The 15,175-nt window shown below is 47.8% G+C and carries 7 protein-coding genes; 6 read left to right on the top strand and 1 reads right to left on the bottom strand.

Going from position 1 to position 15,175, the window contains the following annotated elements:
- Positions 1-310 precede the first annotated feature (310 nt).
- Positions 311-3,430, bottom strand: coding sequence for an SUMF1/EgtB/PvdO family nonheme iron enzyme (locus QUA71_RS18230; protein WP_333287074.1), 3,120 nt, complete (start codon positions 3,428-3,430; stop codon positions 311-313).
- Between the two features lie 384 nt (positions 3,431-3,814).
- On the opposite strand from QUA71_RS18230, the gene QUA71_RS18225 reads away from it, so the two are divergent.
- The 6 genes from QUA71_RS18225 to QUA71_RS18200 all read left to right on the top strand — a co-directional run bounded on the left by QUA71_RS18225 (position 3,815) and on the right by QUA71_RS18200 (position 15,130).
- Positions 3,815-4,531 (top strand): RsmB/NOP family class I SAM-dependent RNA methyltransferase, encoded by a 717-nt coding sequence (locus tag QUA71_RS18225; protein WP_333287072.1) that lies wholly within the window; start codon positions 3,815-3,817, stop codon positions 4,529-4,531.
- A gap of 299 nt (positions 4,532-4,830) precedes the next feature.
- Complete coding sequence (locus QUA71_RS18220) at positions 4,831-6,171, top strand: ABC transporter substrate-binding protein (protein WP_333287070.1); 1,341 nt, start codon at positions 4,831-4,833, stop codon at positions 6,169-6,171.
- A gap of 563 nt (positions 6,172-6,734) precedes the next feature.
- The gene (locus QUA71_RS18215; RefSeq protein ID WP_333287068.1) at positions 6,735-9,248 is read left to right on the top strand and encodes an MASE1 domain-containing protein; all 2,514 of its coding nucleotides are present in this window, start codon (positions 6,735-6,737) and stop codon (positions 9,246-9,248) included.
- Positions 9,249-9,997: 749 nt separating this feature from the next.
- Positions 9,998-13,708, top strand: a complete 3,711-nt coding sequence (locus QUA71_RS18210; RefSeq protein WP_333287066.1) for a response regulator — start codon at positions 9,998-10,000, stop codon at positions 13,706-13,708.
- Positions 13,701-14,075 carry a response regulator gene (locus QUA71_RS18205; RefSeq protein ID WP_006631823.1) on the top strand — a complete coding sequence of 125 codons (375 nt, stop codon included), beginning with the start codon at positions 13,701-13,703 and terminating at the stop codon, positions 14,073-14,075. Before QUA71_RS18210 ends, QUA71_RS18205 begins: the two co-directional genes overlap by 8 nt.
- Entirely contained in the window at positions 14,072-15,130 is a 1,059-nt protein-coding gene (locus tag QUA71_RS18200) for an adenylate/guanylate cyclase domain-containing protein (RefSeq protein ID WP_333220776.1), read from the top strand. Before QUA71_RS18205 ends, QUA71_RS18200 begins: the two co-directional genes overlap by 4 nt.
- Positions 15,131-15,175 lie beyond the last annotated feature (45 nt).

Below are 15,175 nucleotides of genomic sequence, written 5' to 3'. Positions count from 1 at the left end.
GATCGCCTGACTGACAGCTCGATCGCCTGACGTTGCGATCAATTAACTGACTCTTTTAAGATACAAGGGGCGGGTTCACCAACAATCTCTAATTGACACCCCAAATATCTATAAACCCGCCCCCACCCAACCAATAACCCCAAACAACCCTTAAATTCCATCAATTATTTAACATCTCGGCGGGGTGGGGGCGGGGTTTGATAATTTGTCGATTGGTGGCACATATTTCGGTGAACCCGCCCCTACCGAAATTATGTCTATTTAACCGGATTTGCGATCGCTCCTGAAATTTTTTTAAAGCGCTAACGCACTACCGGAAAATGAAAAAGAGCAAAAAAGCAAAGAAGAGTACACACAGCCAAGACAGCCAGGAAGGGAGAGCCACAGCCTCCACTACACGAACACCCCTGTACCCGTTCAAGTAGCCCGCAGAAGGGAGAGCCAAAGCCTCCACTACACGAAAACCCCTGTTCCTGCTGTACGAGTAGCCCGCAGAGTTGTGGCGGTCGGCAGCACGGCAATAGACCGCATTGTGGTTCCACGAACCACCACGCTGCACACGGTAATCATTTCCGCCAGTTTCCCAGGAACTACCATCAGATGGTGCGCCGTTATAATTGCCATGCCCCGGATCAGCACACCATTCCCAAACATTGCCGTGCATATCGTAAAGTCCAAAGGTATTCGGAGGAAAACTCCCCACAGGAGTTGTTTCTTGGCGATAAAGTCCTTTGGGTGCAGAACCGTAGGGATTATTGCCATCATAATTAACTAAATCTGGGGTAATTGTCTCCCCAAAGTGAAAAGCTGTAGTCGTACCTGCCCGACAAGCATATTCCCATTCCGCCTCACTCGGCAAACGATAGTTTTTGCCGGTTTTCTTCGATAGCCTCTGACAAAAACTTACAGCATCATTCCACGCTACTTGTTCTACAGGCCGCTTCGCACCTTTAAAATCAGAAGGGTTATATCCCATCACCGCTTGCCATTGTTCTTGGGTAATGGGATATTTTCCGATATAAAATGGTTGGGCAAAAGTGACCTGATGTTGCGGGCGTTCATTATCATTACCTTCTCCCGATGGTGAACCCATCATAAAACTACCCGCGGGGATATGCACCATTTCCAGTTTCACCCCCTTGCCTAAATCTTCCTCTTTTTGATAAGCTTTCCCTGACTTCTTACTACTTTGTTTCCCATACTTGTCCACCTTAATGATTTTAAAAGTAAATGGTTTACCTTTGCTAGCTTCTTCCTCCCGGTGCAAAGGTTCCGCTGCAGCTGCTTGACGTTGAGGTACTATTGCTTCTGCTTCCCGGCGTTGACGTGCCCTTTTTTCTTCCTCCTGGCGCTGACGTTCCGCTTCTGCTTCCCGTTTTCTCTCCTCTAATGTACCCAAAGCCACATCGCGAATATGCAGTACACCCGGTAAACTCGGAGCAATTTGCAAAGCGCGATTAAAATCTTCAATTGCCTGTTCTAACTGTCCTAATTTATGATAAACTAGCCCGCGATGATGGTAAGTATGAGCATCATTAGGATTTAATCGCAGTACCAGGTCAAAATCTGCGATAGCGCCCTCATAATCGCAAACTTGATAATAAGCCAAACCGCGCTGAATATTCGCGTCTAAGCGAGAACTATCTAACTGTAAAACTTGATAAAAATCTGTAATTCCCGAGGAATATTCCCCATTGTTTGCCCGTTGTAAACCCCGTTGCCAACAAGACTCGATCGCGCTTAGTTGTAAATCCGCCCCCAAACCTTGCAAACATTGATTTAGCTTGGTTACATAGGGCAAATCATCAATGGTTAAAGCCGCCGCCAAAGCATTTAATAACTGACTTTGTTCTGGAATCGGCAAACCATGCAGCTTTAACCAATCTTGGACAGACAAATATAACTGTGCTGTGGCCCACTGCTTGTCAGCCAAACTCAACAGAGATACAGCTAAATCCAAACGCAAATCAGGAATTAATGCCGACTCTTCTTCAGCCAAGTTGTCATATAATGCCTGATAATAACCCACGGCAATTTCTATGACAGTCTGCTGTTCCTCTGCGGGCATTTTTGCCAACATTTCCGGGAGTAACTGCGGCAATAAAGGTGTTTTTCGCTCATCTGGAGGCAGAAACCTCAGACAATATTCATCAACAATTAACCCCGCGATTAAAGCATGGAGTATTCCGATAAATTCTGCCAAATCATTGTAATCATTTTTGTGCAAATGATAAGGGCGATGAATTTCGTTTAAATCTTCTCCTTCCTCTAGGACACCGCGTTCAATTTCCGAAATTCGTAAATTTTGCTGATAGCCTTGAACTGTTTCCTCACCATAACGGCTATCAAAATCAGCCACAGGCTTACCAGAGTCAATATACGCTTGTCGTTTTCCTTGCCAATTCACAGCCCGTTGTTTGGCACAATCATACAATACCTCAACCCAAGGTAATTGATGAATTGGGGTTTGGTAACGATATTTTTTGAAATTAATATGCCAAAAGCCAAAGCGCAAATAAAAGTCATCGGGCGTGGCGGATGAGTCTAAAATGAGTGTGGGAATTACCCGCAAACCTGCAAATAAGTTTTCTGCCGCCGCTTCTTCCCGAAAAACATTACTCCGCCAATAACCGCCCATAAATTGCACTGGCCGGCCCTCGGTGATATACTTGTCTAGGAAGTTTCGCAGATAATTGCTTAAAAATTCCTCAGATACCGGAAAGTTTTGATTTGGTTTAGCAGCATCGTGAGTCAAGACTGGCGGTGATAAGAAAACTCGTAAAATGGGTGTATCTTCGGGGTTGATGTTGGCAATAAGGTTTTCGGCGGTGACTAAAATTGGGGAATTTTCTAAGTTTTTTTGTTTGACAATGGTGGCAATTGCTGTTTCGCGATTTGCCTGAGCAATCTCTCGTGCTAAGAGAGAATCTAACTGTTTTAATTCTAGTTGGAGTTGACGCTGTTCGGCGATGCAGAATTTTTGCAATTCGGCGCGCAATACTTCTAGTTGGGCGCTGTGTTCGCGGTTGAGTTGGCCTTCATTGGCTTGAAAATCCCGATTTAATTGCGCTAATTTATCTTGTAACTCGCGGTTAAGCATACCTTCATTAGCTTGAAAAGCAATATTCATTTCTGCGAGGTATTGCTGTAAACCTCGGTTTAATTCGCCTTGTTCCCTTGTGACATCAAGGGTGGCTTGATGTTGCAAGGCTTGGAGAATAGAAATATTTTCTTGTAGCTTTATTTGTTTGTTAGCGTTTTCTGAATTAATCTTGGCAATAGAAATCGCAGTGTCTGCATTGATGTTAGCAATAGAGAGGGCGGTTTCAGCTTGGATATCTGCTTGATATGTTGTCGAAAAAAGTTTCGCATTAGCATCATCTCTAATCTGAACCAAAACACTTTTTTTTCCTGGCAATGCTTTCGTCATAAAAAAATGCTCCTATTTTGTAGGGTTAAGGTTTGAGCAACAAGATATTGATGGAATCTAAGCGTTATTTGGGGTTATTGCTGGGGTGGGGGCGGGTTTATTCAGATGATTGGTGGGTGGCAAAATTGAGCGGTGAACCCGTCCCTACGGATTTTATTGAAGATTATACCAATAATTTTACCATTCATGGAGGGGCGGGTTCATCCACATATTTGCTACCCATCGACAAACGATCAAAACCCGCCCCCACCCCTCTTTGGGATTTTTAATGGCGACGCACCCTAGGACTGCTTGATTAAAGTGAGAGAGGGGTGTTCCGAAGGACGATCGCCTACAATCTATAGGTGGTAAAGTTGTCAAAATTGCGATCATATCTCCTCGAACATGGAAAAGCCGTCGAATCTCCTGCTTAAACTCAGCCGCAGCTTATTTGCCGACACCGCCGCACAAGAAAAGTTTATTCATGCCGTCACCAATCCCCAAGCTTTTAATCCTGCTATCTTGTGGGTGCAACCAAAACCAACACAAAACCCATTTGAGATCGAAATTCCAGTTGCTTGGCAACCAGAATTTGTAGATAGACTAGCCTTAGAATCACAGCCGGGAAAACATTCCTTACATCAAGCAGGACATTACTACTGTCTCGACTTTTCCTCAATCTTCGCCGCCTCCACATTGTTAACAATACGCCAGCCAATAAAACTAATCTTATATCTGTGCGCCGCCCCCGGAGGAAAAAGTATATTTTCCTGGAAAACATTAAACCCAGAATTGCTGTTGTGCAACGAAGTCATAGGCAAACGCATGGGAATGCTGATCTCTAATTTAAGACGCTGCCAAATTAACCCATCCGCCGCCGCCAACGTCGATTCAAAAATACTTGCCGAAAAGATGCCACCAACGGCTAATTTAGTAATAGTAGACGCTCCTTGTACTGGTCAATCACTCTTAGCAAAAGGAGACAAAGCACCCGGCTGCTTTCATAATCTCACCATCAACAGCAATGCCAACCGCCAAAAAATAATTTTAGCCAATTCTGCTAAAATTGTAGCGCCGCAAGGTTATCTTGCATACATGACCTGCACTTATTCAACCGCATAAAATGAACAAGTCAGCGAATGGCTGTTAAACAAATTCCCCGAATTTGGGCCAGTCACTGTTCCTCATTTAGAAAAATATCGATCGCACCTGACAGAAATTCCTTGCTATCGGATGTGGCCGCAAGATAGACTAGGAGCAGGAGGTTTCACCGTTTTGTTTCAAAACACCTCGGATGGAGAGAGAAATCAGCTACCAGCAGATTTTCTAGATTTACCTCGTTTTACCAACATCTAACTATCCGCGTCCATCCGCGTGCATCTGCAGTAAAAAAAATATTCTTCCATTAATCCAACTAACAAATGATTTTCTCCCAATTATCCAAAGCAATTAAAAGAGCGCTCAAAATAGCCGTCGGCATTTTAATTACCTTAAATCTGCTCATATTAAGCGGCTGTCAAAACAGCACAACCCCAGCATCAAAAAACGGCGAACCGATCGAACTCACACTGTGGCACGGCATCAATCCGCCGCCAAATCGCGACGTATTTCAAACCCTAACAGACAAATTCAACAAAACTCATCCCAACATCCATATCAAACCAGTTTATATCGGCCAGCCCGACCAACAACTCCCAAAAATACTAACAGCAATAGTTGGAAATGCACCGCCGGATTTGCTTTGGAATGCTGCCACAATTTCAGGAAAACTAGCAGAACTAAACGCAATTGAACCCTTAGAAAACTGGCTCGACAAATCGCCCCGGAAAGCGGAAATCTACCCGGCACTCTTCGAGTCAATGGAACTCGGCGGACACACTTGGTCAGTTCCCCTAGGCACAAACAACGTCGCCATCTTTTACCGTCCCAGCTTATTTGCAGCAGCAGGAATCAAAAAAGTGCCGCAGAATTGGGCGCAATTAAAGCAAACAGCCCGATCGCTCACGCGAGACACCAACGGAGACGGCCGCACAGACCAACACGGCATAGTGCTCCCCCTAGGCAAAGGAGAATGGACAGTATTTACTTGGCTGCCATTCATGTTCAGCGCAGGCGGCGAACTCAAAGGCGAAATACCTCAAAGTCCTGTACCCCAAATAGATAATCCCGGTTCTCAGGCCGCCTTAGAATTGTGGAGCGACTTGTTAAAAGAAGGTTCAGCAATATTGTCAGCACCCGAACGCGGTTACGAACTCGACAACTTCATCGCCGGGAAAGTCGCCATGCAAATCACCGGGCCGTGGACGCTAGCACAGTTGCAGCAAAGCGCGATCGACTACGCAGCAATGCCTTTACCGCTCCTCAAACGCCCCGCAGCCGTCGTAGGGGGTGAAAACCTATTTTTAATGAAAACCTCGCCAGAACGAGAGCGAGCAGCCCTAGTATTCTTAGAATACGTTATAGGTGAAGAATTCCAAACAGCATGGGCATTGGGAACAGGTTACTTGCCCATTAACTTAAAATCGAGACAGAGCCAAGCTTATCAAAGCTTTGTGGAAAAAAACCCTGTTTTGCGAGTATTTTTAGAACAAATGAACTCAGCCAGAGCGCGACCCATTATATCAGGTTACTCCCGCCTGTCAGAAAACCTCGGTCGCGCCATAGAGGCAACCCTTCTGGGCCGCAACCCCCAAGACGCCCTTAAAGAATCTCAAGAGCGTTTGACACTAACCTTAGATATTGCAACAGCCAAAGAGAAATAGACAATAAAAAATATTTTTTTGGCTGTTAATTATCAGCTTTCACTGTATTCGACCGAAAGACTTGAAGCCTCGATTGATTGATGAAAAATCTAGTGAAAACCACTCCCGCCTCCACTTATACTCAGGAACCGTGTTTCTGGTCCCCGACTTACCTAAAAGCAGAGATTTTACGTGGCTGTTATTGGTACTTTAGGTATTTTAGGTATTATTGAGCACGCTGCAAAATGTTAGAGTGAATTGCGTTGGGATCGCCCGACACAAAAAGACACCCGCTGTCGCTCGGTAATAAATTTTTAACAAAAACCAAAAATTTATAAACCAATTGCTTAGCCATTAGAGATATATTTACAAAAAAGCAATACTCCCGAAATTCATGGGCAGATTTGATCGAACAAAAAAAACCGCTCCCTCAACGGCACCACAAAAAGTTAGCTCAAAAGCTTCTCCCACTACCTACCACCCATGACCTACCATCGCTTAATAGAAACATTTTCTCTACCCTGTGCCTGTCCCGTGCCACCTACTGAGATCCCAACAACCGTCCACCTTTTCCCCAAACGACAATGCAGACAAAGTTCCTTAACGCAATCAAAGGACATTCCTGGCGGTACTTCCTCGCAGTAGGCGCGATCGCCCTGGTCTACTATTGGGCGTCGCAATTCGCAATTTCCACCCTCACCCTCAGTTCAGAAATTTACCCGATGTGGCCAGCAGCAGGAATTGCCCAAGTCGCCCTGCTGCTGTTTGGGCGGCAACTGTGGCCGGGAATCGCGCTCGGAGGCTTCCTGTTCAGCATGAGCGTACCGTCGGCCAACATAGGCACGGCATTGATCTCGGCAGCCGCCAGAACCCTGCAAGCGTGGACGGGAACTTATCTACTCCAGCGCATTAACTTTAGCGCCGGGCTCGATCGGCTCAAAGACGTTTTAGGAATAGTCGGACTAGCAGCCTTGGGATCTACCCTGATCAACTCCACCATCGGCAGCATCGTCGTATGCCTGACCGGTTTATCTAGCTGGAGCGATTTGGGCACGATTTGGGGGACTTGGTGGGTGGGAGACGCTATGGGAATTTTGCTCGTCGCCCCGCTGCTGCTGACGTGGCAACAATTGCCCAGAGTCCCCAACCATCGTAAAAAGATAGCTGAACGAGCGATTTGGCTGCTGCTGCTACTAGCAGTCGGCTGGCTCGTCTTCTGCTCCCGCACCCGCGCCGCCTACGCCCGCTATCCCCTCGAATACTTACCATTTCCCCTAGTAGTTTGGGCTGCCTTTCGATTCGGCCAGCGCTACACGGCCCTCTCCAACTTCATCCTCTGCGGCTTCGCCATCTGGGGCATAGCCCGACGCAGCGGCCCCTTCCTCAAACACGCCAGCAGTATGCCCCAAGCACTGTTATCCCTGCAAGCCTTCATCGCCGTCATCGCCGTCACCGGCTTAGTCTTAGCCGCCACCGTCGCCGAACGCCACCAAGCAGAAGCTTCCCTGCGCGCCAGCGAAGCCAGCCTTGCCAACGCCCAGCGCATCGCCCAACTAGGCAACTGGGACTTAGACCGCAACACCCAGCAATTGCGGTGGTCAGAGGAAATTTATCGCATCCTGGGAGAGCGGCCGGGAACTTTTGAACCCAGCCTCGAAGCCTTCTTGGAATACGTACACCCTGAAGACAGAGAATTAGTCAAAACCTCGATCGAAGCCGCTTTATTTCAGCAACAGCCTTACAGCATCGACTACAGGCTCATACTCCCCGACGGTAGCAACCGCACAGTCTACGAACAAGCCGCCGTCAACTCCCTCTACATCAGCAGCACCGTCCAAGACATCACAGACAGAAAGCAAGCCGAAGCCGCCCTGCGTTCTTCAGAAGAAAGATTTTCCAAGGCTTTCCACGCCTCCCCAGTCGGCATCAGCATCTGCACCCTCACAGACCGATGCTTCCTCGATGCCAACGAAAGCTTTTTGCGCTCATTAGGCTGGCTGCGACACGAATTTATCGGCCGCACTCCCAGCGACTTAGGAATGTTTGTCAATTCAGAAGACGGGGGGCGGCTCGCCCAGATTTTGCAATCACAAAATTCGATCAGCAATCAAGAAATCAAAATTCGCACCAAAGTCGGCGAAGTGCGCGACTGGCTGCTGTCAATGGAACTCATCGACCTCGGCAGCACTCAGTGCGTTTTAATCATGACCAGCGACATCACCGAACGCTTGCGTTCCGAAGAATTCCGCCGGGCCGCAGTAGCCGCCGAAGCTGCCAATCGCTCGAAAAGCATTTTTCTGGCCAACATGAGTCACGAACTCAGAACCCCCCTCAACGCCATCATCGGCTACAGCGAGCTCCTGCAAGAAGATGCCCGAGACCTCGGTGCCGAAGAATTCATTGACGACCTCCAGAGAATTAACACGGCCGGCCAGCACCTACTAGCGCTGATTAAAGATATTCTCGACTTGACCAAAATTGAAGCAGGCCGCATCGATTTCCACCTCGAAACCTTCACCATTTCAACTCTGGTTGAGCAAGTAGTAACCACGATCGGGCCGATGGCAGACAAAAATAGCAATATCCTAGAAATACAATGCCCCGAGGATATTGGCTCGATGCAGACCGACTTGACTAAACTCCGGCAGTCTCTGCTCAACCTCCTCAGCAATGCCGCGAAATTTACTTGCTCCGGCGCGATTACCTTCGCCGTTACCCGATGCGTCGAAACCCCCGCCGACGCTGCAAAGAAAGCCAAAAGACTTGGAGCGTATAGAGGAGGTGGCCAAGCTGAAAATAGCTTGTCTCTGTTATCTTCCGGTCAAGATTGGATCTTTTTTACGGTCAAAGATACCGGCATTGGCATGAGTCCCGAACAGTTAGCCAGAATCTTTGAGCCTTTCACCCAAGCCGATTCCTCAACTACTAAGAAGTATGGCGGCACCGGTTTGGGGCTGACGATTACTAAGAAATTCTGCGAAATGATGGGCGGAGACATTACTGCATTCAGCGAGGTGGGCAAAGGTTCTACTTTTACCATTCGGCTGCCAGCTATTTTCAGCGACCTTTCGATCTCAACCGAAAACTCTGACGAATAATATTTTTTTGACAGTTATTTTCGATGCCTGCAAATTTTATTTGCCTCCGCCAGTTGCTGATTATTTCGCTAGCAGTTAGGGATATTTTGCAGATAATTTATCACACTATCAATTCAGTCTTTTTCAGAGTTTTTTCTAATATAAAGGTAGAAGATTAGGCCGGGTTAGATAACCATAATTAATTTATGAGTAAGTACGAAAAACCCTTAAATCGTTTCCGCTGGCATGGGAATAATAATTTTTCCAGTCCAGTACAAGCGTAAGCGATCGTTTTTTGGGGTCCACCTAGTTTTTGAGAATAAGTTCACTCGCTCAATACTCCGGACAGTTTTTCTCCGATCCAATGGCTTATTATCCCTTGACTTTGAGCGACTTTGGATAATTAAATCAATGCCCTCTCCACCCGTGACTTGCATTTAATTTTACTTTTTTATTGTCCTTGTCCTGTAAAACTTGTAGTATCGTGACCAAAAGTTTTCGGAGTATTGACTTGAGAAGATGATATTATTATTGAGCGTGCTGCCGACATTCAGAGGATTAGTTAGCTGATAACCCTTAAAAGTTCTGAGAATTAATATAATGAGCGCAGTTTGAAAGATTTTGGAGAGGAGACACGATCCCTCGGCTTCTCAATAAAACCTGTTATAGACTTCGATCGCGTACTTGTCCCCTAACGGTATACCTACGTATATATACTATTAATTAATAAAGATATACTGTAGAAAGTTGCCTACAAAGCGCCAGAAAATATGCACCCCCACCTCCAGCGCCAACTCGAACAGCTCGGTTTAGTCGGCGAGTCTCCCCCTCCCACTGCTGAGCAGTGGCAACTTTTATTAGAGCAGGTAAGTTGTACCTATGACCGAGTTCAGAGTCAGCAAGAACTTCAGCAGGAAGATTGTTTTAACTTGCAGACGGTGGCGCTCAAGGATGTAACTGAGTCGCCCCAGTCCCCTCAAGACTCTCCAACAGCTTCCGAATTCGATCGACTGCGGGCGAGTGTCAACAGTTTGGGGGCGGGATTGTGTATCCTTGACGCGAATGGCTGTGTAATTTCAGTGAATCCAGAGACCGAACGGTTGCTGGGGTGGGGAGAGTCGGAACTTGCAGGCGTTTCCTTGCTAGAGCGCATCGGGAAGCAAAAGAAAGGCAACAAATCCCAAGTTTTGACGGCTCCGAAACAGTCGCCAAGCAAGAGTGAAGATAGGCCGATCGCACCTACACTAGATTTAGAAGAGGCGATCGCTTCCAGTCAACCTTGCAACAATTGGGACGACGAGTTTTTGTGTCGCGACGGCAAGATGTTACCAGTTTCCTATTTTTTCCATCCCGCAGTTGAGGGCAGCGAAATATCAGTCTTGGTGTTTTTTGACACTAGAGAACACAAGCAATCGCTCTCGATACTGCAAGCAGTTCTAAAATCTACAGATGCAGGAATTCTGGCGGTTGACAGAAACGGCAATATATGTAATTATAATCAGAAATTTCTAGAGATGTGGGGTTTGTCCGCCAGCCAAGGAAAGTTGAGCCGATCGACCTTCGCCACACTCAAAAACACAATCAAAACAGGATTCCCCTTCGACAGGGAACAATTAAAATACCCGCAACGATTTCTCCAAAACGTGATCAAAGTGTCGGCAGATTCAGATACTCAAATCAGCGAATTATTAGAATTTAAAGACGGAAAAATTATTGAATTAAATTCGTTGCCCTCAAAAGTCGGAGCGAAAACAGTCGGTAGAGTCTGGAGCTTTCGAGACGTTACCGAACTCAAAAAAGTAGAAGAATCTTTGCAGTATCGAATAGAATTCGCTCAGTTGATTGCCCGTTTGTCAACCCATTTCATCACCCAGCCCTTATCAGAAATAGACAAAGGCATCGATCAAACCCTGGAAGCCATCGCCACCTTGAGCGGGTTTGACCGCAGTTACATCTACCTGTTATCAGAAGACAAAACCCGCGCCGACAAAAGCTATGAGTGGTGCGGCGAAAGCATTCCGGCAGTCAAAGACAGCACCTACAACCAAATAGACATCGCACAAATCCCTTGGATCGCAGAAAAACTCGATCGCGCGGAATGCCTCTATATTCCAGAAATCGGCGAACTCCCGCCTCCAGCCAAAGCCGAAATTGGCTATTTTATCGGTCAAAATCCAGGCGAATTCCAGACAAACTCCCCATCCCAAACAGTCAATGAAACAGCAACCGCCTCAATACCTTGGATTGGCGCTTTTCTAAATAATTTAGAATTAAAAAAACAGCTACAAGATATTCAATCGCTGATAATTATTCCCCTAATTAGTAGTAAAAACCTAGTAGGATTTCTCGGATTCGATGGCTTAAAGCAAACAGCAGGTCGAGCAACCGAAATATCCACACAGCTAAAAATGGTAGGAGAAATGCTCGCCAATGTCCTAGAGCGCAAGCGAGCAGAAGCAGCCTTGAGACAATCCGAAACAAAATACCGCAGCATCTTTGAAAACGCAGTCGAAGGCATATTCCAGACAACGCCTTCAGGACACTACCTCAGCGGCAATCGCGCACTAGCCAGAATTTACGGCTACGAATCCTGTACCCAAATGCTCGCCGAACTCACCGATATCAACCGTCAATTTTACGTTGACCCCCATCGGCGCGCCGAGTTTATGGCCCAATTGCGCGCGCGCCGCCAAGTGTCAAAATTTGAGTCCCAAATATACCGCCGAGACGGTAGCAAGATCTGGATTTCCGAAAACGCGCGCAGCATCTGCGACGAAAACGGCAGGGTTTTGTACTACGAAGGCACAGTCCAAGACATCACCGATCGCAAACAGGCAGAATCCGCCATGCAGTTGGCCCTAGAAGCAGCAGAATCAGCCAACCGGGCAAAAAGCACATTTCTCGCCAACATGAGCCACGAACTTCGCACACCCCTCAACGCCATCATCGGCTACAGCGAAATGCTTCAAGAAGAAGCCGAAGAATTGGGCAGTTGCGAATCGGTTCCCGACCTCGAAAAAATCTGCAGCGCCGGCAAACACCTGCTGTCTCTGATTGACGACATCCTAGATATTTCTAAAATTGAAGCAGGCCGAATGGATCTCTACTTAGAAACCTTCGAGATCCATACCTTAATTGAAAGTGCTGTTGCCACGGCGAGGCCGCTGGTAGATAAAAACGGTAATACCCTAGAAGTGTACTGTCCAGACAACCTCGATACCATGCACGCGGACATGACCAAAGTGCGGCAAGTGCTGCTTAATTTGCTCAGCAACGCTGCCAAGTTCACACAAAACGGGAGAATTGCGATCGGAGTGGAAAGAATTAAAAATGAACAATTAAAAAGGAAAAATCAAGAGGAATCTTCCCAAATTTTAATTTCCAACTCCGAATTTTTAAGTTTCCGCGTCGCCGACACCGGCATCGGCATGACACAAGAGCAATTGGAGCGAGTTTTCCAACCTTTCACCCAAGCTGATGCCTCGACTACCCGCGAGTACGGTGGCACCGGTTTGGGACTAGCAATCAGCCAGCGCTTCTGTCAGATGATGGGTGGCAGCATTGAGGTCAGCAGCACCTTGGGCGCAGGCACCACTTTCACCGTGCTCTTGCCCAAAGCCATCAAACAGCCGGAAATCCCCAACAAAGTCCACGACAGCACTAGCCCTCCGGACGCCCCCGCTGTCGGCACGGTGCTGGTAGTGGACGACGACCCGATCTCGCGGGATTTAATCCAGCGCGCCCTCAGTCGCCAAGGACTGCACATAGAAGTCGCCGGCAGTGGCGAGCAAGCTCTCCGGCTCGCTAAGCAACTACGGCCAGACGCCATTACCCTGGACGTGATAATGCCCGGAATGGACGGCTGGGCGGTACTCTCAGCACTGAAGGCCGATCCAGACCTTGCCGAAATTCCCGTAATCCTGCTATCCTTTGTGGGCAACAAAAGCCTCGGCTTTGCATTGGGTGCCTCGGACTACCTCACCAAACCAGTGGACGGCAAACGGCTGGCTGCCTTGTTGAACAAGTACCGACGCGACCAAGACGGCGTTGCAAGTAACAATTTGACCTGTCAGATTCTAATTGTGGAAGACGACGTTGCCACGCGCGAAATACTGCGATGCGTACTAGAAACACAAGGCTGGGCAGTAACGGAAGCTGACAGCGGACGCGCTGCTCTCGATCGGCTAAAAGTTGCTCGCCCGCACCTGATATTACTGGATTTGACACTGCCAGAAATGGATGGTTTTGAGTTGATCGGGGAACTTCGCAAATCCCATTCGGGAGATCCTATACCGATTGTGGTAATCACGGGGAAAGACCTGACACCGGCCGAAAGCCAGCAACTAAACGGCTACGTCGAGCGGGTGCTACAAAAGGGAGTCTACAGTTGCGATACTTTGTTGCGCGATGTTCGCTCTATAGTCAATGACAGGTTCGATCGCAGGTACGACTCGAAAGGCAAGGAGAACACCAATGGCTAAAATCCTGTTGGTCGAAGATAACGAAATGAACAGGGATATGCTTTCCAGGCGTCTGGCCCGCAAGGGACACGAGGTCTTTATTGCTGTTGACGGTGCTGAGGGAGTGTCGATGGCGCTCGCGAAAGTACCCGATTTGATTCTGATGGATATGAGCCTGCCGGTTCTCGACGGCTGGCAAGCAACGCAGCAAATTAAGGCGGCTCCTGAAACTAGCAGGATTCCGGTGATTGCGCTGACGGCTCACGCAATGGCGGGCGATCGTGAAAAGTGTCTTGCGGCCGGCTGCAATGACTACGACACTAAACCGGTCGAGTTTCCCAGACTTTTGGGTAAAATTGAAACGCTTCTCAAAGAGGCCATGACATGAAAGGTGATGAGGGCAGCGTGCTGGTTGTTGACGACAATGAGGTAAACCGCGATTTGCTGGCCCGCCGACTTCAGCGTCAAGGCCATGTGGTGACTGTTGCTGAAGATGGTCTCCAAGCTCTGGAAATGTTGCGAAGCGATCCTTTTGATTTGGTTCTCTTAGACATTATGATGCCGCAAATGAACGGCTATCAGGTGCTCGAAAGTCTGAAGGCGGACGAGAATTTGCGCTACATCCCGGTGATTATGATTTCGGCGGTGGACGATATCGATAGTATCGTCCGGTGTATAGAGTTGGGGGCGGAGGATTATCTTTCTAAACCGTTCAATCCGGTATTGCTCAAGGCTCGGATTAGCGCTTGTCTGGAAAAGAAGCGGCTGCGGGATAAGGAACAGGCGTATTTACATGAGTTGGCCCAGGAAAAGGAAAAGTCCGAGCGTTTGCTGTTAAATATTTTACCGAAGGCGATCGCACAGCGCCTGAAACACGGGGAAATTACGATCGCAGACAGTTTCGCTGAGGTAACAGTGATGTTTGCCGATTTGGTCGGTTTTACTAAGCTTTCGTCTCATTTATCGCCGGCCCAATTGGTGGAGTTGCTCAACGAGATTTTTTCGGCTTTTGACGAGTTGGCCGAGCGCTACGGACTTGAGAAAATTAAGACGATCGGCGATGCTTATATGGTTGTTGGCGGTTTGCCGACGCCCAGCGACGACCACGCCGAGTCGATCGCCGAAATGGCGCTGGAAATTCAAGCAGCAATGACTAAGATACATACCAAGGGAGGTCAGCCGCTCAGCATCCGCATCGGCATCCACACAGGCCCGGTAGAAGCTGGGGTAATCGGTACTAAAAAATTTACTTACGATTTGTGGGGAGATACGGTAAATACAGCTTCCCGGATGGAATCTCAAGGCGTCGCCGGCAGCATTCAGGTGACAGTTGCTACCTACGAGCGCCTGCGGGATAAGTACGTTTTTGAGGAGCGCGGCGTGATTCCAGTGAAGGGGAAAGGCGATATGATGACTTATCTGCTTATGGGCCGAAACGCTTAATTAATCATTGGGCATTGGGCATTGGGCATTGGGCATCGGGTATCG

This window comes from Microcoleus sp. MON1_C5 (genome assembly GCF_036701875.1).
Taxonomy (GTDB): Bacteria; Cyanobacteriota; Cyanobacteriia; order Cyanobacteriales; family Microcoleaceae; genus Microcoleus.
The sequence above is the reverse complement of the archived record's forward strand: the minus strand, read 5'-3'. Positions and strand labels throughout refer to the sequence as shown.

Excerpts from the sequence above, each read along its gene's own strand:
- QUA71_RS18200 (WP_333220776.1), top strand. The coding sequence starts at position 14,072 with ATGAAAGGTGATGAGGGCAGCGTGCTGGTTGTTGACGACAATGAGGTA.
- QUA71_RS18210 (WP_333287066.1), top strand. The coding sequence starts at position 9,998 with ATGCACCCCCACCTCCAGCGCCAACTCGAACAGCTCGGTTTAGTCGGC.
- QUA71_RS18205 (WP_006631823.1), top strand. The coding sequence starts at position 13,701 with ATGGCTAAAATCCTGTTGGTCGAAGATAACGAAATGAACAGGGATATG.
- QUA71_RS18225 (WP_333287072.1), top strand. The coding sequence starts at position 3,815 with ATGGAAAAGCCGTCGAATCTCCTGCTTAAACTCAGCCGCAGCTTATTT.
- QUA71_RS18220 (WP_333287070.1), top strand. The coding sequence starts at position 4,831 with ATGATTTTCTCCCAATTATCCAAAGCAATTAAAAGAGCGCTCAAAATA.
- QUA71_RS18215 (WP_333287068.1), top strand. The coding sequence starts at position 6,735 with ATGCAGACAAAGTTCCTTAACGCAATCAAAGGACATTCCTGGCGGTAC.
- QUA71_RS18230 (WP_333287074.1), bottom strand. The coding sequence starts at position 3,430 with ATGACGAAAGCATTGCCAGGAAAAAAAAGTGTTTTGGTTCAGATTAGA.